The sequence below is a fragment of the Halolamina rubra genome (assembly GCF_000739555.1).
Taxonomy (GTDB): Archaea; Halobacteriota; Halobacteria; order Halobacteriales; family Haloferacaceae; genus Halolamina; species Halolamina rubra.
Window position 1 is genome coordinate 40368 of record NZ_BBJN01000030.1, and the last position, 25084, is coordinate 65451.

22 protein-coding genes are annotated in these 25084 nt (G+C 71.8%); 16 read left to right on the top strand and 6 right to left on the bottom strand.

Annotation, left to right across the window (positions count from 1 at the left end; genetic code table 11):
- The first annotated feature begins 5 nt into the window (after positions 1-5).
- The 11 genes from mvk (at position 6) to rqcH (ending at position 11579) form a co-directional block, all read left to right on the top strand.
- The gene (gene mvk / locus ACP95_RS08490; protein ID WP_049980788.1) at positions 6-1019 is read left to right on the top strand and encodes a mevalonate kinase; all 1014 of its coding nucleotides are present in this window, start codon (positions 6-8) and stop codon (positions 1017-1019) included.
- Positions 1016-1777, top strand: a complete 762-nt coding sequence (locus ACP95_RS08495) for an isopentenyl phosphate kinase (RefSeq protein WP_049980789.1) — start codon at positions 1016-1018, stop codon at positions 1775-1777. The genes mvk and ACP95_RS08495 overlap by 4 nt, the downstream gene beginning before the upstream one ends.
- A 126-nt stretch (positions 1778-1903) precedes the next feature.
- The gene (locus tag ACP95_RS08500; RefSeq protein ID WP_049980790.1) at positions 1904-2155 is read left to right on the top strand and encodes a hypothetical protein; all 252 of its coding nucleotides are present in this window, start codon (positions 1904-1906) and stop codon (positions 2153-2155) included.
- Positions 2152-2646 (top strand): nucleic acid-binding protein, encoded by a 495-nt coding sequence (locus ACP95_RS08505; RefSeq protein WP_082224628.1) that lies wholly within the window; start codon positions 2152-2154, stop codon positions 2644-2646. Before ACP95_RS08500 ends, ACP95_RS08505 begins: the two co-directional genes overlap by 4 nt.
- A gap of 46 nt (positions 2647-2692) precedes the next feature.
- A complete protein-coding gene (locus ACP95_RS08510; protein ID WP_049980791.1) occupies positions 2693-3280 on the top strand; it encodes a thymidine kinase in 588 nt (195 codons plus the stop codon).
- 25 nt (positions 3281-3305) lie between these two features.
- Positions 3306-3908 (top strand): YIP1 family protein, encoded by a 603-nt coding sequence (locus ACP95_RS08515; RefSeq protein ID WP_049980792.1) that lies wholly within the window; start codon positions 3306-3308, stop codon positions 3906-3908.
- A gap of 70 nt (positions 3909-3978) precedes the next feature.
- Positions 3979-6153: an OB-fold nucleic acid binding domain-containing protein gene (locus tag ACP95_RS08520; protein WP_049980793.1), complete on the top strand. Its 2175-nt coding sequence runs from the start codon at positions 3979-3981 to the stop codon at positions 6151-6153.
- A gap of 627 nt (positions 6154-6780) precedes the next feature.
- A complete protein-coding gene (locus tag ACP95_RS08525) occupies positions 6781-8454 on the top strand; it encodes a tRNA uridine(34) 5-carboxymethylaminomethyl modification radical SAM/GNAT enzyme Elp3 (protein WP_082224629.1) in 1674 nt (557 codons plus the stop codon).
- Positions 8455-8494: 40 nt separating this feature from the next.
- Positions 8495-8914 (top strand): SHOCT domain-containing protein, encoded by a 420-nt coding sequence (locus tag ACP95_RS08530; RefSeq protein ID WP_049980794.1) that lies wholly within the window; start codon positions 8495-8497, stop codon positions 8912-8914.
- A 51-nt stretch (positions 8915-8965) separates the two neighbouring features.
- Positions 8966-9370, top strand: a complete 405-nt coding sequence (locus tag ACP95_RS08535) for a hypothetical protein (protein WP_049980795.1) — start codon at positions 8966-8968, stop codon at positions 9368-9370.
- Positions 9371-9431: 61 nt separating this feature from the next.
- On the top strand, positions 9432-11579 hold the full coding sequence (gene rqcH / locus ACP95_RS08540) for a ribosome rescue protein RqcH (RefSeq protein WP_049980796.1): 2148 nt from the start codon (positions 9432-9434) through the stop codon (positions 11577-11579).
- Positions 11580-11586: 7 nt separating this feature from the next.
- Here rqcH and ACP95_RS08545 read toward each other — a convergent pair whose 3' ends face one another.
- The gene (locus ACP95_RS08545; protein WP_049980797.1) at positions 11587-12279 is read right to left on the bottom strand and encodes a 6-hydroxymethylpterin diphosphokinase MptE-like protein; all 693 of its coding nucleotides are present in this window, start codon (positions 12277-12279) and stop codon (positions 11587-11589) included.
- A 207-nt stretch (positions 12280-12486) separates the two neighbouring features.
- On the opposite strand from ACP95_RS08545, the gene ACP95_RS08550 reads away from it, so the two are divergent.
- From ACP95_RS08550 to ACP95_RS08570, 5 genes are all read left to right on the top strand, one after another.
- Positions 12487-13695, top strand: a complete 1209-nt coding sequence (locus ACP95_RS08550; RefSeq protein ID WP_049980798.1) for a hypothetical protein — start codon at positions 12487-12489, stop codon at positions 13693-13695.
- 75 nt (positions 13696-13770) lie between these two features.
- Complete coding sequence (locus tag ACP95_RS08555; RefSeq protein WP_049980799.1) at positions 13771-14841, top strand: mRNA surveillance protein pelota; 1071 nt, start codon at positions 13771-13773, stop codon at positions 14839-14841.
- Between the two features lie 68 nt (positions 14842-14909).
- Positions 14910-17303: a penicillin acylase family protein gene (locus tag ACP95_RS08560; RefSeq protein ID WP_049980800.1), complete on the top strand. Its 2394-nt coding sequence runs from the start codon at positions 14910-14912 to the stop codon at positions 17301-17303.
- Positions 17300-17629 (top strand): hypothetical protein, encoded by a 330-nt coding sequence (locus ACP95_RS08565; protein ID WP_049980801.1) that lies wholly within the window; start codon positions 17300-17302, stop codon positions 17627-17629. The genes ACP95_RS08560 and ACP95_RS08565 overlap by 4 nt, the downstream gene beginning before the upstream one ends.
- Positions 17630-17685: 56 nt before the next feature.
- Positions 17686-18594 (top strand): HFX_2341 family transcriptional regulator, encoded by a 909-nt coding sequence (locus ACP95_RS08570; RefSeq protein WP_049980802.1) that lies wholly within the window; start codon positions 17686-17688, stop codon positions 18592-18594.
- On the opposite strand, the gene ACP95_RS16340 is transcribed toward ACP95_RS08570, so the two are convergent.
- The 5 genes from ACP95_RS16340 to ACP95_RS08595 all read right to left on the bottom strand — a co-directional run bounded on the left by ACP95_RS16340 (position 18591) and on the right by ACP95_RS08595 (position 24912).
- Positions 18591-19934, bottom strand: coding sequence for a S8 family serine peptidase (locus ACP95_RS16340; RefSeq protein WP_049980803.1), 1344 nt, complete (start codon positions 19932-19934; stop codon positions 18591-18593). The genes ACP95_RS08570 and ACP95_RS16340 overlap by 4 nt on opposite strands.
- A complete protein-coding gene (locus tag ACP95_RS08580) occupies positions 19931-20542 on the bottom strand; it encodes an ArsR/SmtB family transcription factor (protein ID WP_049980804.1) in 612 nt (203 codons plus the stop codon). The genes ACP95_RS16340 and ACP95_RS08580 overlap by 4 nt, the downstream gene beginning before the upstream one ends.
- A gap of 76 nt (positions 20543-20618) precedes the next feature.
- Positions 20619-22853, bottom strand: a complete 2235-nt coding sequence (locus ACP95_RS08585) for a transglutaminase TgpA family protein (RefSeq protein WP_049980805.1) — start codon at positions 22851-22853, stop codon at positions 20619-20621.
- On the bottom strand, positions 22850-23911 hold the full coding sequence (locus tag ACP95_RS08590; protein WP_049980806.1) for a DUF58 domain-containing protein: 1062 nt from the start codon (positions 23909-23911) through the stop codon (positions 22850-22852). The genes ACP95_RS08585 and ACP95_RS08590 overlap by 4 nt, the downstream gene beginning before the upstream one ends.
- A complete protein-coding gene (locus ACP95_RS08595; protein WP_082224630.1) occupies positions 23911-24912 on the bottom strand; it encodes an AAA family ATPase in 1002 nt (333 codons plus the stop codon). The genes ACP95_RS08590 and ACP95_RS08595 overlap by 1 nt, the downstream gene beginning before the upstream one ends.
- Between the last annotated feature and the right edge of the window lie 172 nt (positions 24913-25084).

Below are 25084 nucleotides of genomic sequence, written 5' to 3' on the forward strand. Positions count from 1 at the left end.
GGGGCATGACGACTTCGAGCGCTCCCGGGAAGGTGTACCTGTTCGGGGAGCACGCCGTGGTGTACGGCGAGCCCGCGGTGCCCTGCGCCATCGAGCGCCGGGCGCGGGTGAGCGTCGAGCCACGCGAGGACAGCCGCGTCCGCGTCGAGGCCGACGACCTCACGCTGGACGGGTTCACCGTCGAGTGGGGCGGCGGGACCGACGAACACCCGGACGTGGACGTGCCGTCGAACCTCGTCGAGGCCGCGACGGGGTACGTCGACGAGGCGCTGGCTCAGGCCCGCGACGCGATCGGCGACCCCGAGGCGGGGTTCGAAGTGACGATCGAGAGCGACATCCCGCTCGGCGGCGGGCTGGGCTCCTCGGCGGCGGTCGTCGTCGCCGCCATCGACGCCGCGGTCCGCGCCAGCGGCGGGTCGATCACCCCCGAGGAACTGGCCGAGCGCGCGTACCAAGCCGAATCGACCGTCCAGGGCGGCGAAGCCTCCCGGGCGGACACGTACTGCTCGGCGATGGGTGGCGCGGTGCGCGTCGAGGGCGACGACACCCGGCCGATCGAGGCGCCGGAGCTCCCGCTGGTGATCGGCTACGACGGCGGCGCGGGCGACACGGGCCAGCTCGTCGCCGGCGTCCGGGCGCTGAAGGAGGAGTACGAGTTCGCCGCCGACACCGTCGAGACGATCGGCGACCTCACCCGTGAGGGCGAGCAGCTGCTCGCGCAGGCCGACCCCGGCGAGGACCCCGGCCCGGTACTGCTCGACGAGCTCGGCGACCTGATGAACTTCAACCACGGGCTGCTGTCGGCGCTGGGTGTCTCCTCGCGCTCGCTGGACCGGATGGTCTGGACCGCCCGCGAGGCGGAGGCCGAAGGGGCGAAACTCACCGGCGCGGGCGGTGGCGGCTGCATCGTCGCGCTCGATCAGGGGCAGGCCACCCGGCGCGCGCTGGAGTACTCACCGGGCTGTGAGCAGACGTTCCGGGCAGAGCTCGCGACCGAGGGGGTGCGCGCGGAGAAATGACGCCGACGATCCTCAAGCTCGGCGGCTCGGTCATCACCGAGAAGGACCGCGCGGAGACGCTCGACGGCGCGGCGCTTGACGCCGTGGCCGACGCGATCGCCGACGCGTTCGAGCGCGACGACGCCGACGAGCTCGTCCTCGTCCACGGCGGCGGGAGCTTCGGCCACCACCACGCCAGCGAGGCGGGCGTGACGACGACCGAGGGAACCGACGACGCCACGGACGCCGTCGCGATCCACGGCGCGATGAAGACGCTCAACCAGTTCGTGCTCTCGCGGCTCCACGACCGCGGCGTGCCCGCGCTCCCGATTCACCCACTCTCGGCGGGCGCCCGCGACGCCGACGGCGCGCTCGACCTCCCTTTGAACCAGGCGGCGACGATGCTCGGCGAGGGGTTCGTCCCGGTGCTGCACGGCGACGTGATCGCGACCGCGGGCGAGGGCGTGACGGTGCTCTCGGGCGACGAGATCGTCACCGCGGCCGCCGAGTCGCTCTCGGCGGAGCGCGTCGGCCTCTGTTCGACGGTGCCGGGGGTGCTCGACACCGAGGACGAGGTGATCCCGGAGATCACGGCGTACGAGGACGCCGCGGACGCCCTCGGCGGCAGCGACGCCGGCGAGGACGTGACCGGCGGGATGGCGGCGAAAGTGCGCGAACTGCTGGCCCTCGGCGCGCCCGCGTCGGTGTTCGGCGCCGACGACATCGGGGCGTTCCTGGCCGGCGAGGGGCCGGGGACGACGATCCGGGGCGGCGACTGACAGCCGCACCGGTGCGACGATCCGCGGACGCTGACCGGCAAGCGTCCCGGTGCGACGATCCGCGGGCGGAGGCGTCTGTCCGCTCCCGGCCGGATGCTTAAGTGCGATAGCGCCGAAGCTGTGGATATGGCTGCCGAACTCACCGAGCGCGTGCGGGAGATCGCCGACGCCCGGGGTGTTCCCGAGTCGGAGGTGTTCGAGCGGGCGCTCGAACGGGGGGTCGAGGACCTCTGGTTCGATCTCGTCATCTCCCGCTACCTGAACGACGAGATCACTCGTTCTCGGGCGGTCGAAGCCGTCGGTGAGGAGCGACTCCGACGGGCGGAGCGGGAGGCCGAGGCGGTCGAGGAGGACGTCCGCTGGGGCTCGACCGCGTGATCGTCGCCGTCGCCGACGCCGGTCCGATCATCCACTTGGCCGAGGTCGACGCGATGGCGCTTCTCGATACCGTCGACGAGCTGATCCTCCCGGAGACTGTCCGGAGCGAACTACGGGCCGGCGGGGTTCCCGAAGGGTTCGCGGACCTCACGGTCGAAGCCGTCAGCGTCGACGAGGCGGTGCTGCAGTCACGGACCGACCTAGACGAGGGTGAAACGGCGGCGTTGACGGTCGCGAGGAACCGTGATGCGGTCCTCCTGACGGACGATCTGGCGGCGAGAGAAGCCGCGAAAGCGTCGGACGTCGAGGTTCACGGTTCGATCGGCGTCGTCGCGCTCGCGTTCGGCCGCGAGCGACTCCGCGAGGAGCAGGCTGTCGACCTGATGCGGTCCCTACAGACGGAAACGAGTCTGTTCGTCACCGAGGCGGTCGTCGAGCACGGGATCGAGCTGATCCGGGGAGACAACGACGGCTCGCCGTCCGGCCGCTGACGGCCGAGTCAGCAACCCTTTACCCCTCCCCTCCCCGGCTTCGACTATGCACGAGATCACCGGCAGCGGCTTCGTCGAGGTGGTCACCGGCTCGATGTTCTCGGGGAAGACCGAGGAGCTGTTGCGCCGCCTCCGCCGCGCGGAGATCGCCGGTCAGAGCGTCGCCGCGTTCACCCCCGCTATCGACGACCGGTACGGCGAGACCACGATCGGCTCCCACGAGGGCCGCCAGTGGGAGGCCCGAGTCGTCGACAACGAGGGCGACGGCGTCTGGGAGATCCAGGACCACCTCAACGGCGAGGAGGTCGTCGCCGTCGACGAGGCGAACTTCTTCGACCGCGATCTCGTCAACGTCTGCAACGTGCTCGCCAACGACGGCCGGCGCGTGATCGTCTCGGGCACCGACATCACGTTCCGCGGCGAGCCGTTCACGCCACTGCCGGAGCTGATGGCGATCGCCGAGTACGTCGACAAGCTCCAGGCGATCTGCACCGTCTGTGGCGAGCCGGCGACCCGGAACCAGCGACTGGTCGACGGCGAGCCCGCCCACGTCGACGACGACACGATCGTCGTCGGCGCCGACGAGTCCTACGAGGCACGCTGTCGGAGCTGCCACACCCTGAGGACCGACTGATGACCGGAACCGAGGTGAGCCGACCGTGACGCAGTGGGTGGCCGACCCCGAGGGCGGGCGCGACCGCGGGCCGCGAGCGCTCGCTCGCGCGTGGGCGGAGGTGCTCGTGCGCCCGAAGCGGTTCTTCCGGAACGGGATCGCGCCCGCCGATCAGGCGCCGGGGCTGCTGTTCGGCGTGCTCGTCGCGCTGGTCGCCGCCGGCGGCCGGCTGGCGACGGGCGACCTCCCGACGTTCGACAGCGTCGCGGTGACGCCGACGTTCGTGCCCGCGTCGGGGCTGCTGCAGGCCGTGCTAGTGCTGCTGGTCGTCGGCCTGTTCCTCGCCCCCGCAACGTTCCACTTCTCGGCGGCGATCGAGACGATCGGGCTGGCGCTCGTGGCGCCGGACCGCGGCGGCGTGAGCGAGACGGTGCAGGTCATCGCGTACGCGACCGCGCCGTGTCTGCTGACTGCGATCCCGTCGCCCCCGCTGCGGGTGGTCTGCTGTCTGTACGGGACCGCGCTGCTGGTGCTCGGGACCTCGGTGCGCCACCGGACCAGCCTCCCGCGGGCGGCGCTCGCGGCCGCGCTGCCGGCGGCGCTGGTGTTCGGCTACGGCTACGGCGGGTTCGCGGCTGCCGGGCTCTGAGTCGTCGTCCCCGCCGGTTCGCAGTAGCTTTCGACAACGCCTTTAGGGCGGACCGTGTGGTTTCTCACAAATGGGTAACTGTATCATCTGTGGCGCCGACACCGAGGGCCACATCTGCCAGTCACACGAAGAGGACGTCGTCTTCGAGTTCCGCGGCGACAGCCCGGACCAGCTCGTCGAGAACCGCTTCTACCGCGGCGTCGTCGACGGCTACGCCGACTTCGGCGTCTTCATCGACCTCTCCCCGAGCGTCACGGGGCTGCTGCACCGCTCCGAGATCGAGAAGCGCCTCGAGAGCCTCGACTGGGAGGCCGGCGACACCGTGTTCGTCCAGGTGAAGAACGTCCGCGACAACGGCAACGTCGACCTGACGACCTCCATCCGGCAGGCCGACCGCGAGTTCCGCGGCTCGCTGATCCAGGACGGCACCGAGGAGCTGCTCCCCGAGGAGGACGAAGAGGGAAACGGGAGTGAGGCGGCCGACGAGGAGGTCGGAGAGGGAAACGCGCGTGAGCGGGACGTAGCGGCGTCGACGGACGAGTCCGAGGCCCAGCCACCCGAGACCGACGGTAGCGGCGCCGAGGCGGCGACCCCGGAGCCCGATGAGTCCGAGACCACTGAGTCCGAGGCGGTCGACGTGAGCGACGACGAGCCCGTCGACGAGTCGGCCGAACCCGCCGACGAAGCGACCGAGGCGTCCGAGTCGACCGACGTCGAGTCGGTGACCCGCCGCGAGATCGGCGAGCTCTCCGACCGCGTCGGTGAGGCGGTCCGCATCGAGGGCGAGGTCGTCAGCGCCCGACAGACCGGCGGGCCGACCGTGTTCGAACTCCGCGACGAGACCGGCGTCGTCGACTGCGCCGCGTTCGTCGAGGCCGGCGTGCGCGCCTACCCCGAGATCGAGGTCGGCGACATCGTCCGCCTCGACGGCGAGGTGGAGATCCGCCGCGAGGAGCTCCAGGTCGAGACCGAGGCGCTGGTCGCGCTCGACGGCGAGGACCGCGAGGCCGTCGAACGACGGCTGGCCGAGGCGATGACCGAGCGCGCCCGCCCGGACGCGGCGACGCTGGTCGCCGACGACGACGCCGTCGCGGCCGCGAGCGAGACGCTGCTGGACGCCGCGGAGGCGATCCGGCGGGCTGTGCTCGAGTCCCGGCCGATCGTCGTCCGCCACGCCGCGACCGCCGACGGCTACGTCGCTGGCGTGGCGCTCGAACGCGCGATCCTCCCGATGGTGCGCGAGGAGCACGCCGAGAGCGACGCGGAGTACCACTACGTGAACCGCCGCCCGCTGGAGGAGGCGGTGTACGAGATGAACGACGCGACCAACGACGTGACCAGCATGCTCCAGGACCGCGACCGGCACGACGAGAAGCTGCCGCTCGTGGTGCTGGCCGGCACCGCCTCCACCGTGGAGAGCGAGGACGGTCTGGAGATGCTGGGGATCTACGGCGCCGACCGCGTCGTCGTCGACGCCGCGCCGGCGGACCCGGAGATCGCCGACGCCGCCGAGGTGCTGGTCAACCCCGCCGCCGACGGGCTCTCGACGGGCGCGCTGGCGGCGTCGCTGGCGACGACGGTCTCCCCCGACGTGCGCGAGGAGATCGCCCACCTGCCGGCGGTGAGTTACTGGACGGATACCCCCGAGTCGTACCTCGACGCGGCCCGCGAAGCCGGCTTCGACGAGGAGGCCGTGACCGAACTGCGCGAGGCGATCGCGCTGGAGGCGTTCTACCAGTCCTACGACGAGAAGCGCGAGCTGGTCGGCGACCTGCTGTTCGGCGAGAGCCCCGAGGCCGTCGCCGCCGGCGCGCCCGCGGACGCCGCCGAGAGCGAGACGCTGGCGGGCCACATCGCCACCCAGTTCCGCGAGAAGATGGACACCGAGGTCGAGACCGCCCAGGCCAACATCGAGCGCAGCGAGGCCGAGGGCGTCGACGTCGCGGTGCTCGATACCGAGGAGTACACCCACAAGTACGACTTCCCGCCGAGTTCGCTCCTGCTGGACGAGCTCCACCGCCGCGGCGACGCCGCGGTGACGATCGGCGTCGCGATGGACGAACTGTGGGTCCGAGCGGACGCGGACGTGGACCTACGCGAGGTCGCCCGCGAGGCGGCCGCGAACGCGCCGGGCGCGGGCATTTCGGCCGCTGGCCTGCGCGAGGGCCGCATCGAGTTCCTCTCCGGCGCGCGCGAGGAGGTCGAGATCGCGGTCGTCGGCGCCGTCGTCGAGCAGTTCGACTGACACGCCGTCTTTCTGCGGTTTTTCGTTCGTTCGACAGTGGGTGGGGGGTCCGTCTACCGTGATAGCGACGGCAACAGCATCTCGAAGCATGACCACTTGTGACCGCAGAGCGCTGGGCACGAGGCCCAGCGCAGCGCTGACTCCCCACCCCTCCCCCCGCGCTCGCCGTCGACGGCGAGCGCGAGCGTCCACCGCAACCGCACCGCGACGGCTGTCGGCGCGATGCGTCGGCGCCTCCGTGCGCCGACCGAGCGCGAGGGACGAACGAGCGAAGGGGTGTGAGCGAGTGAGTCGGTTGGGGAGGGTGTGGGCTGTGCGGGGCTGTTGCGGTCACAAGTGGCCAAGGGAACTCTGCGGTCGTGTTCGCGGTATTCGTCGTCGTCGACAACCAACTTCGACACTCAGTTCAACATCGCTCGCGGGTCGCTTCGCTCACCGTTCGGTTTTCGAGGCTGTTTGCCGTTCAGTCGCTTCGCTCCTTCACGTTTTCCAGCCTCGTTCCGCAGCTCGCGGCTCACTCCGTTCGCCGCTCGCGTAACGAGACAGTTTGCCGTCGTTCCCTTCGGTCACGACGTTTCCCTGTCTCGCTCGCAACCCTTAACCCCGAAACCCACCCACACACCGATAATGAGCACGGACGCCGCAGAAACCGGCGACCCCCCCGCGTTCGTCGACGCCTGCGAGGAGCTCTGCCGCCGCATCATCGAGGAGGGTCTCGAGCGCGACGACCTCGAGGCCGCCAAGCGCGAAGTCTGCAGTGACACCGGCGCGCCGAAGGTGCCCACCAACGGCGACATCCTCAGCTACGCGCCAGACGAGTGGCGCGAGGAGGTGAAGTCCGTCGTCCGGCGCAAGCCCGTCCGGACCGCCTCGGGCGTCTCGCCGATCGCGATCATGACCTCGCCACACCTCTGCCCCCACGGGAAGTGTCTCTACTGCCCCGGCGGCCCCGCCTCCGAGTTCTCCTCCGCGCAGTCCTACACCGGCCACGAGCCCGCGGCCGCCCGCGGCGAGCAGAACGACTACGACCCGTACGGCCAGGTCACGCTCCGGCTCGAACAGCTCCGCGCGATCGGCCACCCCGTCGACAAGGCCGAACTGATCCTGATGGGCGGCACGATGACCGCCCGCAGCCACGACTACCAGGAGTGGTTCGTCAAGCGCGCGCTGCAGGCGATGAACGAGTACGACCTCGACTCCGATCCCGACCCGAGTCAGACCGAGAGCTTCGCCCAGCCCCCCGAAGAACAGGAGTTCGAGTACCTCGAGGACGTGATCGCCCGCAACGAGACCGGCGACATCCGGGTGACCGGGATCACCTTCGAGACCAAGCCCGACTGGTGCGATCCCGAGCAGATCAACCGCATGCTGGATCTGGGGGGTACGAAGGTCGAGGTCGGCGTCCAGACCACCTACGAGCGCATCAACCGCGAGATGCACCGCGGGCACGGAACCCAGGCCTCCATCGACGCCAACCGCCGCCTCCGCGACTCGGCGTTCAAGGTCGGCTTCCACATGATGCCGGGCCAGCCCGGGATGAGCCAGGAGATGTGCCGGGAGGACTTCCGCCAGCTGTTCGACTCGCCGCAGTGGCGCCCGGACTACCTCAAGATCTACCCGACCCTCGTCGTCGAGGGGACCCGCGTGTACGACATGTGGAAGCGCGAAGACTTCGAGCCGCTGGATAACGAGACCGCCGCCGACGTCGTCGCCGACGCGATGAACGAGATCCCGAAGTACTGCCGGCTCCAGCGCGTCCAGCGGGACATCCCCGCGGACTTCATCGAGGGCGGCGTCTGGAAGTCGAACCTCCGCCAGCTCGCCCGGCAGCGCGCCGAGGAGAAGGGGTACGAGATCCGGGACATCCGCGCCCGCGAGGTCGGCCACAACGACGCCGACCCCGACCCCGCCGAGATCACGCTCGACACGATGGAGTACGAGGCCGCCGGCGGCACCGAGCGCTTCATCTCCTTCGAGGACCCCGTTCGGGACCTCCTGATCGGCTTCTGTCGGCTGCGGTTCCCCAACGATCCGGTCCGACGGGAGCTGACGGACGCGGCGCTGGTCCGCGAACTCCACGTCTACGGCTCCGAAGCCACCTTCGACGGCAGCGGGGACGACGACGGGAAGGAGTGGCAGCACCGCGGCTACGGGAAGCGGCTCGTCCGGGAGGCCGAGCGCCAGGCTCGCGAGGCCGGCTACGGGAAGCTGAGTATCATCTCCGGCATCGGCGTCCGCGAGTACTACCGCGAGAAGCTGGGCTACCACCAGGACGGCCCGTACGTCTCGAAGCGACTCTGAAGGAGTGGCATTTTTGACAACGTAGCCGAACGGGCGGCGTATGCGCGACGCCGGCGGCAGCGAACAGGACTCGATCGGTGGGCGACTCCGAGCGAACGCGACGGGCATCGTGAGCACGCTCGTCACCGCGGTCTGGCTGGGCGCGATGGCCACCGGTCAGGACTGGTGGCTGGCGGCGATGCTGGTCGGCTACGTCGCGCTCGTCCCGGTGACGGCGATCCTGTTCGGCGACGAGGAGGACAGGGCGGAGTGGCTCGGCGAGAACGAACATCGTGCGTCCGAAAGCGAGCAGCGTGAGGACGAGGAGACGCCGCTCGAAACCCTGCGCCGGCGCTACGCCGAGGGCGAGCTCAGCGAGGCGCAGTTCGAGCGCAAGCTCGACCAGCTGCTGGAGACCGAGACGATGGAGAACGCCGAGGCGTACGCCCGCCGCGAGCGCGAGACCGAGCGGCAGCGGTAGCCCGGCCGCTTCCCGAAACGCCTAACCGCCGCCCGGCCGTCGTCGCCGACGATGCCCTCCCGCGACGCCGTCGACACGCTGCTGTTCGGCGAACAGCCCGCGCTGTCGGCGCAGTTCGTCCGCGTCGCGGGCGCGCTGTTCTTCCTCGCGCTGTTCGCCCACCTGCCCGTGCGCTACCTCGACGGTGTCGCGACGAGCGACGGGCTCGTGATCGGCGCCGTCGCGGTCGCGATGCTCGTCGCCGCCGCCGTCGGCGCCTACGTCAACAGCGGCGTGCTCGTCTCGATCGCGCTCGCCGCGGGGATCGGCGTCGGCTTCTACGCCCCGGCGATCGTGTTCGAACTCAGAGCCCCCGGCGAGGCGACGCTGTGGATCCTCGCCGTCGGGTCGTTCTCCTCGCTCGCCGTCGGCGTCGCCGGCTTCGCCGTGGGCCGGGGCGCACGCCGGTTGGAGTAACGGGCCGGGCGTCGACGGCCCGAACGGAACGCCCTTCCGCATCGCCCGAGACGTTCGCCGTATGGAGCCGAAACGCGAACTGTCGAGCGTCGACCTCGCGGCGCTCGCGACCGAGCTCTCCCGCTACGAGGGAGCGAAGCTCGACAAGGCGTATCTCTACGACGAGGACCTCTTGCGGCTCAAACTCCGGGACTTCGACCGGGGCCGGATCGAACTCCTGATCGAGGTGGGCGAGAACAAGCAGGCCCACGTCGCCGACCCCTCGCGCGTGCCCGACGCGCCCGGGCGCCCCCCGGAGTTCGCGATGATGCTGCGCGGCCGCATCGAGAGCGCGGACCTCGTCTCCGTCGAGCAGTACGAGTTCGACCGCATCCTCGTGTTCGAGTTCGAGCGCCCCGACCAGAACACCACGCTCGTCGTCGAGCTGTTCGGCGACGGCAACGTCGCCGTCCTCGACGAGACGGGCGAGGTAGTGCGCTCGCTGGAGACGGTGCGGCTCAAGTCCCGCACGGTCGCGCCGGGCAGCCAGTACGAGTTCCCCCAGTCCCGGCTCAACCCCCTCGAGGTCGACTACGACACGCTCGAGGCGCGGATGGAGCAGTCCGACACCGACGTGGTGCGGACGGTCGCGACGCAGCTGAACCTCGGCGGCTTCTGGGGCGAGGAGCTCTGTACCCGCGCGGGCGTGGAGAAGACGATGGACATCGCCGACGCCGGCGAGGACGAGTACCGCGCGATCCACCGCGAGCTGATGGAGCTCGCCGAGGCGCTCCGAAGCGGCCAGTTCGACCCGCGCGTCTACGTCGAACTCGACGAGGACGGCGACGACGACGCGGATCGACCGCTCACCGAACGCGGCCGCGTCGTCGACGTGAGCCCGGTCGCGCTCGAGGAGCGATCCGACCTCCCCAGCCGCGCGTTCGACTCGTTCAACCCCGCGCTGGAGGAGTACTTCTACCGCCTCAAGGAGCAGGCCCAGCGCGAGGAGGAGGGCGGCGGCCGCGAGCGCCCGGACTTCGAGGCCGAGATCGAGAAGGAGAAGCGCATCATCGAACAGCAGGAGGGGGCGATCGAGGGGTTCGAGGAAGAGGCCGAGGAGTTCCGCCGGAAGGCCGAGATCTGCTACGCTCGCTACGACCTGATCGACGAGGTGCTGTCGACGATCCAGGACGCCCGCGACGCGAACACCCCGTGGGCCGACATCCAGGAGACTCTCGAGGAGGGTGCCGAGCAGGGGATCCCCGCCGCCGAGGCCGTCGTCGACGTCGACGGCGCGGAGGGCACTGTCACCGTAGACGTCGACGACGAGCGGATCACCCTCGACGCCACCACGGGCGTCGAGAAGAACGCCGACCGCCTCTACCAGGAGGCCAAACGCGTCGAGGGGAAGAAGGAGGGCGCCCGCGAGGCGATCGAGGACACTCGCGAGCGCCTCGAAGCCGTGAAGCAGCGCCGCGAAGAGTGGGAGGCGGAGCCCGAACCGGAGCCGGACGAGACCTCCGAGGAGCGGGAGGAGACTGACTGGCTGAGCCGCGAGAGCATCCCGGTCCGCCAGCCGGAGCACTGGTACGAGGAGTTCCGCTGGTTCCACACCAGCGACGGCTACCTCGTCATCGGCGGGCGCAACGCCGACCAGAACGAGGCGCTGGTGAAGAAGTACCTCGACAAGCACGACCGCTTCTTCCACACGCAGGCCCACGGCGGCCCCGTGACGATCCTCAAAGCGAGCGGACCCTCCGAGCCGTCCAGCGCCGTCGACTGGCCCGAGTCGAGCCTTGAGGAGGCCGCACAGTTTGCGGTCGCGTACTCCTCGGTCTGGAAGGACGGTCGCGGCGCCGGCGACGCCTACATGGTCGAACCGGACCAGGTGAGCAAGACGCCCGAGTCCGGCGAGTACCTCGAGAAAGGTGGGTTCGCGATCCGGGGCGACCGGGAGTACTTCCGCGACGTGGCCTGCCGGGTCGCGGTCGGGATCACCTGCGACGACGAGACCCGCGTGATCGGCGGCCCGCCGAGCGCCATCGAGCCGGACGCGGCGACGACGATCACGCTCGAACCCGGGAAGTTCGCCCAGAACGACGCCGCGGTCAAGTGCTACCGCGAGTTCAAGTCCCGCTTCACCGACGAGTCGTTCGTCCGCAAGGTCGCGAGCGCCGACAAGATCCAGGAGTTCCTGCCGCCGGGCGGGAGCGACCTGCTGGACGCGTAGGAACCTCCTACCGTCCGTCCGGCGTCGGCAGCGTCAGGTTCTCGCGCCGACCGTCGAGCACCGCGAACCGCTCCCCCCGGCGCGTCTCCAGCCAGTACAGCAGTCGCTCGGCCCAGCGCAGCTTCTTCGCCTTCAGCTCGCTCACGGCCGGGTCGTCGAACGACCAGCCGACGAACGTGAGCGTCCCCGCCCCGAGCGCGTCCGCGAGAAACGCCGCGCGGTCGCCGTCCGTGAACCCGCCGAAGTTCCGCACCGGGCCGGCGGGCTCGGCCTGCGTGGTCGGGAGGAGCCGATCCGCGGCGAACTCCGGTACCCATCGCTCCAGCGCGTCGACGTTGTCGCCGTGGGCGTGGACCGCCACCGTGAGCCCCTCGTGACTCGCGGCCGCGAGCCGCTCGGGCGCCCCGTCGAGATCGGTCACCGCGAGGTCGACCGCGACGCCGGCGTCCCGCAGCGTCGTCGCCGCCCCGGACGCGGCGACCACGTAGTCGGCGGCCGCGGCGGCGTCGGCCTCGTCGGCGAGGCTCGGGCCGGCGCCGGCGACGGCGACGGTCGTGCCGGCGAAATCGGGGAGCGTCTCGAGGTCGAACGGCTCGCTCATCGCGGCCAGTCGGTCGCGGGCGCGCTCGTCGCCGTCGCGGTCGAAGCCGAAGTCGGCGAGGATGCGCTCGTAGACGGGTTCCCAGACGTGGAACTCCATAGGTGATAGCCGTGGCTAACGGACGTGAATACTGCGGAGATGAGTGGGCCGGCGTGGTACCGAAGTACCCCTACCCAGGTACCGTACCGGCGTCCACCTGAGCGTTTTCTCGGATCCGGTATAAGCTTTCTTGTCGATTCCGGGGACGACGACCCCGGGCGTTACTCGCTGCGTAACCTTGATTGACTGGCTCGGAGTGGGTACGGTATGACCCTCTATCGGACCAGCGAGTCGGGACTCGTGGCCGTCGAGCCGCTCGACCCCGGGGCGACGACGGGGCTCGCCGCCGCGCTCCTCCGGGGGCCCGGGGGCGAACTCGGCGCCGAGGACGTACTGTTCGTGGACACCGCCGTCGACGACGGCGCCGCGACCGCGCTCGCGCTCGACGCCGCGGGGGACGCGGTGGTCGTCGGGGCGGCCGACGGCGAGGTCGGGAGCGCCGTCGTCACCGAGGCGCTCCAGCGCGCCAGCGCGGTCGCCGACCGCTCGTACGACGAGCTCGCGGCGCGCTACGCGGGCGACTCGCTGCGGGAGGCCCACGCCGACTACTTCGACCGCGAGCCCCTCGACCCCGCGGCGTTCAACGGCGACCAGCGCGTGCGGCTCGTCGGCCCGGCCTTCGCCGCCGACGCGGTCGAGCTGGCGCGGTTCCTGAGCGACCGCGAGGTGGCGGTCGACCCCGTCCGCGTCGAGGCGTTCGGCGCACCCACCAGCGATGAGTTCCTCGTCCGCTTCGAGTCGGTCGAGGGGGACGACGACGAACCGGAAGCCGACGCGGCAACCACGACCGAGGCCGCCGACGAGAGCGACGACGCGGACCAGTGGATCGCCGGCACGGACGCGGCCGACGCGTCGGCGACGGAGCCCGACGCGGGCGGCGACGACGGGGCCGAAGTCGACGCGGCCGGCGGCGCCGCTAGTGGGGAAAACACGCTCGCGGACGCCGAGTCGACGACGGCGAGCGACGGCGCCGCGGCGGACGAACCGCTCGACCTCCCGGTGCTGCTGGAGGCGGTGTCTGAGGGCGTCCAGGAGCGGCTCGTCGGCACGTTCGACGCCGACCCCGCGGACGTGGTGTCGATCGAGCGCGGGAGCGAGCTGCTCGTCCGGCCGGACCACCCCGCCTACGCCGGCGGCGTGCTCCGCTACCGGCTGCGGGTCGGCGCCGACGGCGCCGTCGAGTTCGCGGTGAACATCTACGGCGGGAGCGAGGCCGAGAAGGAGCAGATGCGCGCGCTGATCCGGGAGCACGAGGCGGCGATCGAGTCCGAACTCGGCTACGCGGTGGCCGAGGGGTACGACGGGTTCCACGGGGAGCGCGAGTTCGCCAGCTACGACCAGGTCGCCGCCGCCGAGATCGTGGACGAGTTCGACCGGCTGGTTCGCTTCTTCAACCCCCGAGTCGTGCGGGCCTGAGCGTCGGCGCCACCCCGGGCGCTCGACCCGGCCCAGAGGGAAAGAGACGTGACCCCCGCGCCCGGAGGTCCGGGTATGCGAATCGTCCAGCGCGGCCACGGCGCGGAGGGCCGTGACCGGGTGACGCTCGTCCCCGAGACCGTCGACGACCTCTGGCACCTCTCGCACGTCCTCGAACCGGGCGACCTCGTCGAGGGTGACACGACCCGCCGGATCCAGCGCAACGACGACCAGATGCGCGACACCGGCGGCGAGCGCGAACACCTCCACGTCACGCTCGAGGTCGAGGACGTGGAGTTCGCCCGCTTCGCCAACCGGCTCCGGGTCGGCGGCGTGATCCAGCACTGCTCGATGGAGGACCAGATCGGGCTCCACCACACGATCAACGTCGAGACCCACGAGGAGCTCACGATCGAGAAGTTCCTCAAGCCCGACCAGCGCGACCGCATCGAGGAGGCCGCCGAGGCCACCGACGCGCCGGACGTGGCGATCGCGACCGTCGAGGAAGGAGAGGCCTACGTCCACACCGTCCAGCAGTACGGCACCGACGAGTACGTCTCGCTGACGGCGCCGACGGGGAAGGGGGAGTACGCCCAGCCCCGGAACCGGCTGTTCGAGGAGCTCGGCTCGGCGCTCCAGCACGTCGACGCCGAGGCGATCATCATGGCCGGCCCGGGGTTCACCAAGCGCGACGCGCTCGACTACCTGACCGAGGAGTACCCCGACGTGGCCGAGAAGGTGACGACGACCGTCGACACCTCCGCCGCCGGCGACAGGGGCGTCCACGAGGTGCTCAAACGCGGCGCCGTCGAGGAGGTGCAGGACCAGACCCGGATCGCCCGCGAGAGCGAGCTCATCGACGAGCTCACCGAGCGCATCGCGACGGGCGAGCAGGCGACCTACGGCGTCGACGAGACCGCCGAGGCCGCCGAGTTCGGCGCCGTCGAGACGCTGCTGGTCGTCGACGACCGCCTGCGCACCGAGCGCCAGGACGAGGGCGACTGGGACCGCGATGCCAACGAGATCATCGAGACCGTCGAGCAGAAGGGCGGCGACGTGGTGGTGTTCTCCTCGGAGTTCGCGCCGGGCGAACAGCTGTCGAACCTCGGCGGCATCGCGGCGCTTCTTCGGTACCGGATTCAGTAGCGAGCGCCCGGCCGAGAGGGTCAACTCGCGGACAAACTTTACGAGGCTTCCCGCGTTCTATAGGGGCGATGGATCGCGAGACCACCCGCCGAGCCCTCCTCAGCGCGGTGCTCGGCGCCGGCGTCGGCGGGATGGCGCTTTCGGACGCCCGGTCGTACCTGCGACGGTTCGCGCCCGGCTCGGGGAGCGTCTGGGGCGCCGCGACGGAGAACGCGCCAGCGGAGCTGTCGAGCCCCTACGGCCCGGCGACCGTGCGCTACGACGACTACCACGTCCCCCACGTCGAGGCTGACAGCGAGCGCGCGGCGTACTACGCGGTGGGCTACTGCCACGGCGCCGACCGGCTGTTCCAGATGGATCTCTACCGGCGCCTGATGGCCGGCCGGCTCTCCGAGGTCGTCGGCGCGTCGACGGTCGACTCCGACGCGTTCCACCGCCAGATGGAGTTCGAGGCGGCCGCGGAGGCGACCTGGGAGCGCGTCGAGGGGACCGAGACCGGCGACGTCGTCGAAGCGTACGTCGAGGGCGTCAACCGCGCCCGCGAGGCCGAACCGACGCCGCTCGAGTACCGACTGCTCGAGTTCGACCCCGACCCCTGGACGCCGACGGCGTCGCTGCTGATCTCCAAGCAGATCTCGTGGGGGCTCACGGGCTCGTTCCGGACGCTCCGGCGCGCGCTGGCACGCGATCGGCTGGGGGCCGAGACGACCGAGCGGCTCTACCCCCGGATCATGGACCACGACACGCCGATCCTCCGCGGCGGCGAGCCGTCGACGCCGATGGCGGCGGCCGACGCCGCGACGCCGGACCCCGGGATGGTCGACTGGCTCGCCGAGTTCGAGACCGACCCCGGGATCGGCTCGAACTCCTGGGTCGTCTCGGGCGAGCACACCGCCTCCGGCGACCCGATCCTCGCCAACGACCCCCACCTCGAACTCACGGTGCCGCCGGTCTGGTACGAGCAGCACGTCGTCGGCGACGGGTTCGACAGCCGCGGCGTCGCGTTCCCGGGCGTCCCGTTCGTCGTGATCGGGCAGAACCACGCCGGGGCGTGGGGGTTCACCAACGCCGGCGCCGACGTGATCGACTTCTACGCCTACGAGACGGTGGACGGCGGCGCGGGCTACCGCTACGGCGACGAGACCCGGGCGTTCGACGCCCGCACCGAGACGATCGACGTCGCCGACGGCGAGAACGTCGATATCGAGGTGAAGCGCTCGGTCCACGGCGCCGTCCTGACCCAGTACCCCGACGGCGACGGGTTCGAGACCGCCGACGAGCTCGGCGTCGCGTGGACCGGGCTGTCGGCCACCCGGACCGTCGAGGCGGTCCGGGAGCTCAACCTCGCCGACGGCGTCGACGAGGCGGAGGCGGCGATCCGGAAGTTCGACGAGCCGACCCAGTGCTTCGTCTACGCGGATCGTGACGGCAACACCTACTTCTGGGTCACCGGGCAGATCCCGATCCGGACCACCGACGGCGAGCCGGTCCCCGGAACGGGGATCTTCGACGGCTCGGCACGCGAGGGCGAGTGGGGCGACGGCTACACGCCGTACGGCGACTCCTCGTGGGACGGGTTCGTCCCGTTCGAGGAGAAACCGGGCGTCAGGAACCCCGACTACCTCGCGACCGCGAACCAGCGGATCACCAACGACCCCGAGCACTACCTCTCGGAGGGGTACGCGCCGCCGTTCCGCGGGCGGCGGATCTACGACCGCCTCGACGCCCGCGCCGCGAGCGACGAGCCGATGGACGCCGCGTTCCACCGCGAACTCCAGACCGACGTGTACGACGGCCGCTACGAGCTGTTCCGGCCGATCGTCGAGGCGACGATCGACGCCGGCGACTCCGGGGCCGACGACCTCGACGCGCCCACGGGCGAGTCGCTGCTGGCGTGGGACGGCGAGATGCGCCCCGACGCCGCCGAACCGCTGCTGTTCGACCAGTGGCTCCGGACGTTCCGCGATCTGACGGTCATCGACGAGTTCAGCGACGCCGAACTCCCCGTCGGGTTCCCGGAGCCGAATTACTGGGTGCTGGGGACGCTCCGGGCGGACCACGACGTGTTCGACGGCGACCGGGCCGCGGTGGCCGCCGAGGCGCTGGGGACGGCCCGCGCCCGGATCGACGACCGGGGGTGGGAGACGTACGGCGACTGGAACCGGATCCGGTTCGCCCACCCGTTCGACCAGCCGTTCCTGAACTACGACGAGCGGCCGACCGCCGGCTCCCCGGGCACGGTGCGGAACTTCCACCCCGTGGCGTCGACGGGCGCCAGTTGGCGCATGGTCGCCACGTTCGACGGCGACTCCCGGGCGATCCTGCCGGGCGGCAACTCGGGCGACTACTTCTCGCCGCACTACGACGACCAGCTCGGGCTGTGGGCCGACGGCGAGTACAAGTCGATGGCCCGGACGCTCCCCGACGGCGTCGACTTGCGGTTCACGGAGGGGGAGCGATGAGCGCGCTCGCGGGGCTGCGGGACGACCGTCGACGCCGACTCGCGGCGACCGGCGTCGCCGTCCTCGTCGGGCTGGCGCTCGCGTCGGTCCACTGGTCGGGGCTGCTGCTCGCCGGCGCGCTGGTCGCGCTCCCCCAGCGCTCGGTCCGAGGGGGCGTCGCCGCCGGCGTCGCGATGGGCGTGCTGGTGCTGGTCGCCTTCCTCGGGCGGCTCGCGCTTGCGGGGACGCTCGGTGCCGGGCTCGCGATGGGGCAGCCGACGCTGCTCGCGCTGGGGCTCGGGCTCGCGCTGCCCGCGTTCGGCTCGCTGGTTCGGGGCGTGGGCTGAGCCCCGTCGGGGCGCCGAACTGTCCCTTTATACCCGGGCCCGCCCCACCCGTACCCATGGGCACCCACATCGTCCCCGTGGGCTTCGACTACGACCGGCTGATCGCGCCGCTGATCCGCGACCAGTTCGACGTAGACCGAGTGGTGCTGCTCGAGGGCGCCGTCGGCAGCGAGGCCAACGTGGAGTACTCCCAGAACCTCGCGGGCAAGCTCGAACAGGACTTCCGGAGCCTGCTGGGCGCCGAGACCGAGCGCGTCACGCTCACCGACGTGTACGACTACGACGCCGCCTTCGAGCGGGCGTACGACCTGATCAACGCCCACCTCGACACCGGCCGGGAGGTATGGGTCAACATCTCCTCGATGCCCCGGCCCGTCAGCTTCGCGTTCGCCACCGCGGCCCACTCGATCACGCTCGAACGCCAGGACGACCGCCACCGCATCCACACCTACTACACCGCCCCCGAGAAGTACCTCGAGACCGAGATGGCCGAGGAGCTCCGGGAGACCCGCGACCTGCTCGCGGAACTCCGGGGAGAGGGCGGCGTCGACGACGCGACGCTCGCGGACCGGCTCGACAGCATCGAGGGGCTGCTCTCGGAGTTCGACGAGCGCGGCACCACCATCGGCGCCAAGAAGATCGGCGACAACCACATCGTCGAGCTCCCGGTCGCCGCGTTCTCGAGCGTCGAGCCGTTCGAGGAGGTGATCCTGTTCACGCTGGGCGAACACGGCGAGTTCGAGAGCGTGAGCGAGCTCGCGAAGACGCTCGCCGCCGACATGGGCGAGGAGTACACCGACAGCTTCCGGTCGAAGGTGATCTACAACGTCGACCGCCTGGGCCCCGGCGGGAAGGCGTACGTCGAACAGGAGGCCCACGGCAACTCCCACCGCACGTCGCTGTCCCGCATCGGCGAGCTCTGGGTGCGCGCCCACGCCGACGACGAGCCGGCCGCGCTCTCCTAACGCCCGTCCTCGCTCACCGTCTCGTTGTACCAGTCGAGCTCCGTCTCCTCGATCGCCGGATCCCGCCGCGAGACCGCCTCGACCGCGCCCGCAGCGTCGAGGTAGAGCTCGCCGTCCTGCCTGACCGCGGTGTCCCGGAGGACGCCCTGTGCCTCGGCGGGCGTGAGGCTCTCGTTGGCCGCGAGCAGCAGGGTCAGCGTGCCCGCGACCAGCGGTGCGGCCGCGGAGCTGCCGTACAGCTCGCCCGCCGCGGTCGTGTCGGCGCCGTCGGGCGCCGAGATGTCCAGCGCCGGCCCGGTCGAGCTGTACGGGCGGCGCTGGCCGGTCACCGCGTCGGCGGCGCCGACGGCGATCACGCCCTCGGCGGTCGCGGGCGCGACCATCCCGCCGGAGTCGCTGCTGATCCCGAGCGCGTGGTGGGAGGAGAACAGGTCGAGGCTCGTGTTGCTGGCGTTCGGCCCGCCCCGGACGGCGACGTAGTACCGGCCCTCGGGCACCGTCGCGTCGATCGCCTCGGTCCGCCCGGTGGCGTTCGTCGCCGACTTCGCGATCAGCGGGTCCTCGCCGTCGACGGCGCGGTAGAGGTAGAGGTCGTAGTCCGCGTCGCCCTGCCAGTACAGCCGCAGCGAGACGGCGCCGGCGATCTCGCCGCCGCCGAGCGTGTTGTACCGCGTGCCGTCGCCGAACGCGACCCAGCCCTCGCTCCCGTTGCCGTGCCAGTGGCGGTCGGCGTAGTTCCCGGCGGAGGTGACGAAGGCGGTGTCGTTCCGGGCGGCCGACGAGGCGACCCGGTTGAGCTCGGCCATCCCGTCGGCGCTGCTGGGGAAGTAGCTCCCGGCGTCGACGACCACGTCGACGTCCCGCTCGCGGAGCCAGGAGACGGCGTCGGCGTACGCGTCCGGCCCGCCGTCGGGGCCGATGCTCGCGAGGTACAGCTCCGCGTCGGGAGCGGTCCGGCTGACGATCTCCGCGACCGCGGTGTCGTGGCTGGTGTCGGCGAACAGCCCCGGCGAGCGCCCGGAGAACCGCCGGGTGGCGGCGACGGCGTCGCCGATCCGCGCCTGGTCGGGCGCGAACTGGCTGCCGACGATCCCCACCCGTACGTCCTCGCCGGTGACGCCGGCGTCGTGGACGGCGCTGAACCCCGAGAGCGTCGCGGGGTCGGTCGCGTCGCGGGTCGGCTCGACGACCGCGGCGCCGTCGGCCGGCCCGGTGTCGCTCGAGAGCGCGCCGATCGGGCGGTCGTGGACGGCGCTGCTCGAGCCGACCGGCACCGCGAACGAGGTGCTGCTGACGACGATCACGACGACGAACAGCGTTGCGGCCGTCTCAATCCTCATCCTCGTTCGGATCTACGGTACTGGAGGGCGACCGCCGCGAGCGCGACCACGCCGCCGGCGAGGAACAGCGCCGCCGGGGGGACGGTCCCCAGCAGCGCGCCGGAGCCGATGGAGTCGGCGACGCGTGGGCCCGAGGGGCCGGCGATCCCGCCGGTGCCGACGGAGACGGTCGCGTCGACGAGCACCGCCCCGACCAGCACGGCGACGGCGGCGCCGACGTACTGCCGGAGTGAGTCGAGCAGCCCCGAGCGCTCCTCCTCGTTGCCGACACAGACGACGAGCGAGTCGTCGACGGGCGCGTACACGTTCATCTCGCGACCCTTGACGGAGTAGCGCGTCTCGGTCACCTCGACGAGATCGGCCTCCTGGAGGTTGCTGAGGTGGTGGCGCGCGTTCTGCAGCGACGTGTCGACGGCGTCCGCGAGCTCCGAGGCCGTCCGTGGCTCCTCGTGCAGCGCGGTCAGCAGCGAGCGGGCCGTCTCGGAGGAGAGCGAGCCGATCAGCGGCTCGACCTCCTCGTCGTCGAGCCAGAGCAGCCGCGTGCCCCCCTCCTCCTCAGCCTCGCCGGCGGCGACCGCGTCGGATTCGGACGGCAACAGGCCGGACATGCGTATGCGTACCACATGGAGCAACTAAATGCTTCGGTACCTACAGAACCGGCGCGTTGCCGCCGGATCGGCCGGATCACCGCAGCCGACCCAGCAGCGGCGTCGTCTCTCGGACCAGCGCGTCCGCCGCGGCCACGGCGTCGTCGGCGTCGGTCGCGGTGGCGTCGCCGGCGTAGTGGGCGCGCTCGTACAGCGACGCCACGCGGCGCACGCGGTCGTCCCTGACGCCGAGAGTGTCGAGGTAGTCGGCGACCGTCTCGCCCGCCCGCCGGGGGCGCCGCTGGGCCGCGAGCAGCGTCTCCACGCGGTCGTACGCCCGCTCCACGTCGGCGACCGGGGCGTCGCGGGGCTGGTAGCGCAGCCAGACGAACCGGTAGAGCCGGTCGTCGATGCCGAACCGCCGGCCGGCGGCGATCCCGCCGAACAGGAGCACGAGCCCGTAGCCGACCGTCTCGGGCGAAGGGAGCGACGGCCCGCTCGATCCGCCCGACCCGCCGGGGGTGAAGCTCCCGAGCTCGCCCGCCCCCGCGGTCCGCTGGCCGCCGGCGATGTCCGCGAGATCCGGCGTCGACGTGGCGCCGACCGTGTCGTTCGCCCCCGACTCGTCCTCTGGCGTCGCCGTCGGGGTGGGCGTCCACTCGCCGGGGCCGCTCTGGTTGGTGTCGACGCCCGCCTCGCCGGCCTCGCGGGCCTGGGAGACCCGTCGTTCGCCCGTCTCCTCGCGGGGCGCGCTCGGCGTCGGGTCGAACGCGACCCAGCCGACCTCCGGGAAGTACACCTCGACCCAGGCGTGGGCGTTGAGCCCGCGGACGACCCACTCGTCCTCGGCGACGCGCTCGCCGGTCGTGTACCCCGTCGCCATCCGGGCGGGGATCCCCTGGGTACGCAGCATCACCGCCATCGTCGTCGCGTAGTAGGTGCAGTAGCCGGCCTCCATCTCGAACAGGAACGCGTCGGCGACGCTGCCCCGCGGCCGCTCGACGTTCAGCGAGTACTCCTTGCTCGACTCGAGGTACTCCTCGATCGCGACCGCGGTGTCGTACGGCGTCGACGCGTTCGCCCGCTCGGCGACGGCGGCCGCGCGCTCGCCGACGCGGTCGGGCGTGCTGTCGGGCAGCCCCAGATAGCGGCTCCGGACGCCGTCGGGGTAGTCGGTGCCGGCGTTCCGCAGCGCCCGCGTCGTGTACGCGGGACGCTCGCTGACGACGGTGTACGACTCGCCCTCGGCGATCGGCGCCGCCGCCCGCAGACCGTCCTCGGCGGTCACCTGGGTCGCCTGCTGGACGTTCCCCCGGACGGTGACGGGCTTCCACGCCGCGGGCATGGAGTTGAGCGTCGTCTCGGCGGTGATCGTCTGCTCGACGCTCGTCGTCGCCCCCGGCGGCGCGTCGAGGCCGCCGCCGTACGGGCGGCTCTCGCCGGTCCGGACCCAGGAGCCCCCGGTGAACCGGTCGTACGCGCCGACGCGCCAGTAGGATGGCCGCTCGGACTCGACGGTGAACCGGACCTCCGGGGAGAGCCGGATCGCACCGACGATGCCGACCGAGTCCGCGTTGTCGACGACGTTCCCCTCCAGCGTCGGCGCGGAACTCCCGGCCACGATCGGGCTGGCCCCGCCCCCGGGGACGACGGAGACGGTCGACGTGACCACGACCATGGCGGTGACGACGAGCGCGACCGTGTCCCAGTGGGCCGCCAGCGCCCGCCGCGGCGCAAGCTCGCCGAGGCCGACGGCGACGGCCGCGCCGACGACGCCGGTCAGCGTGGTGAGGGTGCCGGCGTCGCCCGTGAGCACGAACAGCCCCAGCGCCGTCCCGCCGACGGCGACGCTGGTCGCGTACCGCCCTCGCAGCGCGAGCAGCCACGAGCCCAGCAGCGGCGCGGGCAGCACCGCCAGCGCCCACACGTCCGCCTGCACCAGCCGGAACACCGAGAGCCCGCTGAGCAGCGCCACGAGGTCGCGGAGCACGACGCCGAAGTCGATCAGCGCCCGCTGGCTGGCGGGGATCGAGAAGTAGTACGTCAGCATGCCGCCGACGAGCACGCCCGCGCTCCCCAGCAGCGCCGTGCGGGCGTCGACGCGCGCGGCCAGGAAGGCGCCGACTACCAGCACCGCGACCACCTCGGCCGCGAGCAGCGTCGTCCCGCCGACCACGTCGGTGACGTGGACCAGCACCCGGAGGTACGACGCCGTCAGCAGGGCGACGCCGAGCATCGCGGGCTGGGCGACCGCGTCACGGAGCGACCAGTCCGGATCGACGGCGAGCCGCGAGCGCCGCGGCGACTCGCCGGACGGCTCGGCTGCGGTCACGACTCCACCCCCGCGGGCCGGGCGGCGTCGACGCTCAGCCGGCTGTCGACCAGTTCGGCGAACCGGTGCTGGCTGCCGCGCACGTCGACGCTGGCGTCGTCCGACAGCCCCTTGATCACCACGTCGGCGTCCGGGTCGGGGATGGGGCCGGACTCGACCACCGCGAGCGTCCGGAGCATCGCCTGCTGGCCGCCGTACTCCGGGCCGACACGCATCTCGCCGCGCGGGAGCGAGAGCTCGACGGGGACGCCGTCGCCGACCAGCCCCAGCACCACGCTCGCGGTCGCCTCGGCCATCGCGTCGGCGCCGTCGGCGTTGGCGCCGGCGGCGACGGTGACCGACTCGGCGTCCGTCTCGGCGGCGAACTCCGTGACGACGAGCTCGTCGCGCTTGGCGGTGGTTTTCCAGTGGATGTCCCGCAGCGGGTCGCCGGGGACGTACTCCCGCAGCTCCTCGAACTCGCCGCGCTGGTCGCTGCGGCTGTACTCCTGTAACCGCCCCAGGGAGCGCCGGCCGACCGTGCCGAGGCGCCGGACCCGCGGGTAGACGATCGTCGTCTCGGTGCCGCGGAGCTCGATCTCGCGCTCGAACAGGCCGAACGCGTCAGTCGCGGTCAGCGTCGCCGGCCCGACCGTGTGCTGGCCGCGCGCCTCGTAGGCGACCTCGTACGACAGCGGCTCGTCGCCGACCGCGGTCCGGAACGTGATCTCGGCGTCGCCGTCGGCGCGCTCGGCGACGCTGGCCGCCTCGGACTCGACCGGCCGCAGCCCCGCCTGGACGCGCTCGGTCACGTCGCCGAGGAACGGCCGGGCGAGCGCGCCGCCGTCGCGGCGCTGGAAGGCGAGTTCGGCGCTCCGCTGCTCGCCGACGTGGGCGTCGGCCGGCGGCGTCCGGTCGACGGTAACGTCCGGCGTGTTCCGCACCTGCAGGTAGCCGGCGGCCAGCACGACCGCCGCGGGGGCGACGACGGCGTTGAGCGCACGGGGGCCGAACGTCGCCGCCAGCAGTACCGACAGCGCCGCGATGCCGGCGACGGCGCGGCCACGGCGGGTGAGCATCACTCGACCGGGACCGAGGAGAGCGACTCGGCGACCACGTCCTCGCCGGTCTCGCTGCCCGTTCGCGGCCGGATCCGGTGGGCGAACACCGTCTGGACCTCCTCCTGGACGTCGTCCGGGGTGACGTAGTCGCGACCGTCGAGCAGTGCTCGGACCTGCGAGGTGCGCGCCAGCGCGATGCTCCCGCGCGGGCTGACGCCGAGCTGGGCCCGGTTTCTGGTGTGCTCGGCGAGCCGGCCGATGTACTTCCGGACCGGCTCGCTCAGCGTCACCTGCCCCGCGGTTTCGCGGGCGCGCTGGAGCGTCCGGCCGTCGGTGACCGCCTCGAGCTCCTCGATCGGGTGGTGGCCGGCGGTGCGACCGATGATCTCGGCCTCCTGGTCACCCTCCGGGTAGCCCAGCCGGAGCTTCTTCGCGAAGCGGTCGATCTCGGCCATCGGGAGCTCGTAGGTGCGGCCGGACTCCACGTCGTTCTGGGTCGCGATCACGACGAACGGCTCGGGGAGCGGGCGGGTGTCGCCGTCGACGGTCACCTGTCGCTCCTCCATCGCCTCGAGCAGCGCGCTCTGGGTTTTCGGCGGCGCGCGGTTGATCTCGTCGGCCAGCACGACGTTGGCGAACACGGGGCCGGCCTGGAACTCGAACTCCTGGCTCTTCTGGTTGAACACGTTCACGCCGGTCACGTCGGAGGGTAGCAGGTCCGGGGTGAACTGGACGCGGCGGAAGGAGGCGTCGACGGAGGTGGCCACCGAGCGGGCGAGCATCGTCTTCCCGGTGCCGGGCACGTCCTCGAGCAGGACGTGGCCCCGGGCGACCGTCGCGACGAGGATGTGCTCGACCGCGTCGCGCTTGCCGACGATGACGCGCTCGACGTTGTCGACCACCTCCTCGATCAGGTCGGCGGCGGCGTCGACGGAGAGCGGCTCGAACCCGGCGGGGCCCGGATCGCCGCCGGTCTCCACCGCGGCGTCGCCGCCGTCCGAGCGGGCGTCGTCGCTCATCGACCCTGCCCACCTCCGGGGGCCTGCCTGCGGGGAACGGATCGCTCGTACACGGGGATATTGTGTGTCTGTGTCTACCTAACTCTGCCGCCAGTGGCAGCCGGCTTTCCGAGCCGGTTCGACCCGCGGGATTAAGTCAGTCCGTTACGAGGCTCTGGTAACTCGGAGTACA

Bases quoted from the DNA above. Each gene is read 5' to 3' on its own strand.
- mvk (WP_049980788.1), top strand. From the start codon at position 6: ATGACGACTTCGAGCGCTCCCGGGAAGGTGTACCTGTTCGGGGAGCAC.
- ACP95_RS08495 (WP_049980789.1), top strand. From the start codon at position 1,016: ATGACGCCGACGATCCTCAAGCTCGGCGGCTCGGTCATCACCGAGAAG.
- ACP95_RS08500 (WP_049980790.1), top strand. From the start codon at position 1,904: ATGGCTGCCGAACTCACCGAGCGCGTGCGGGAGATCGCCGACGCCCGG.
- ACP95_RS08510 (WP_049980791.1), top strand. From the start codon at position 2,693: ATGCACGAGATCACCGGCAGCGGCTTCGTCGAGGTGGTCACCGGCTCG.
- ACP95_RS08520 (WP_049980793.1), top strand. From the start codon at position 3,979: ATGGGTAACTGTATCATCTGTGGCGCCGACACCGAGGGCCACATCTGC.
- ACP95_RS08525 (WP_082224629.1), top strand. From the start codon at position 6,781: ATGAGCACGGACGCCGCAGAAACCGGCGACCCCCCCGCGTTCGTCGAC.
- ACP95_RS08530 (WP_049980794.1), top strand. From the start codon at position 8,495: ATGCGCGACGCCGGCGGCAGCGAACAGGACTCGATCGGTGGGCGACTC.
- ACP95_RS08535 (WP_049980795.1), top strand. From the start codon at position 8,966: ATGCCCTCCCGCGACGCCGTCGACACGCTGCTGTTCGGCGAACAGCCC.
- rqcH (WP_049980796.1), top strand. From the start codon at position 9,432: ATGGAGCCGAAACGCGAACTGTCGAGCGTCGACCTCGCGGCGCTCGCG.
- ACP95_RS08545 (WP_049980797.1), bottom strand. From the start codon at position 12,279: ATGGAGTTCCACGTCTGGGAACCCGTCTACGAGCGCATCCTCGCCGAC.
- ACP95_RS08550 (WP_049980798.1), top strand. From the start codon at position 12,487: ATGACCCTCTATCGGACCAGCGAGTCGGGACTCGTGGCCGTCGAGCCG.
- ACP95_RS08555 (WP_049980799.1), top strand. From the start codon at position 13,771: ATGCGAATCGTCCAGCGCGGCCACGGCGCGGAGGGCCGTGACCGGGTG.
- ACP95_RS08560 (WP_049980800.1), top strand. From the start codon at position 14,910: ATGGATCGCGAGACCACCCGCCGAGCCCTCCTCAGCGCGGTGCTCGGC.
- ACP95_RS08565 (WP_049980801.1), top strand. From the start codon at position 17,300: ATGAGCGCGCTCGCGGGGCTGCGGGACGACCGTCGACGCCGACTCGCG.
- ACP95_RS08570 (WP_049980802.1), top strand. From the start codon at position 17,686: ATGGGCACCCACATCGTCCCCGTGGGCTTCGACTACGACCGGCTGATC.
- ACP95_RS16340 (WP_049980803.1), bottom strand. From the start codon at position 19,934: ATGAGGATTGAGACGGCCGCAACGCTGTTCGTCGTCGTGATCGTCGTC.
- ACP95_RS08580 (WP_049980804.1), bottom strand. From the start codon at position 20,542: ATGTCCGGCCTGTTGCCGTCCGAATCCGACGCGGTCGCCGCCGGCGAG.
- ACP95_RS08590 (WP_049980806.1), bottom strand. From the start codon at position 23,911: ATGCTCACCCGCCGTGGCCGCGCCGTCGCCGGCATCGCGGCGCTGTCG.
- ACP95_RS08595 (WP_082224630.1), bottom strand. From the start codon at position 24,912: ATGAGCGACGACGCCCGCTCGGACGGCGGCGACGCCGCGGTGGAGACC.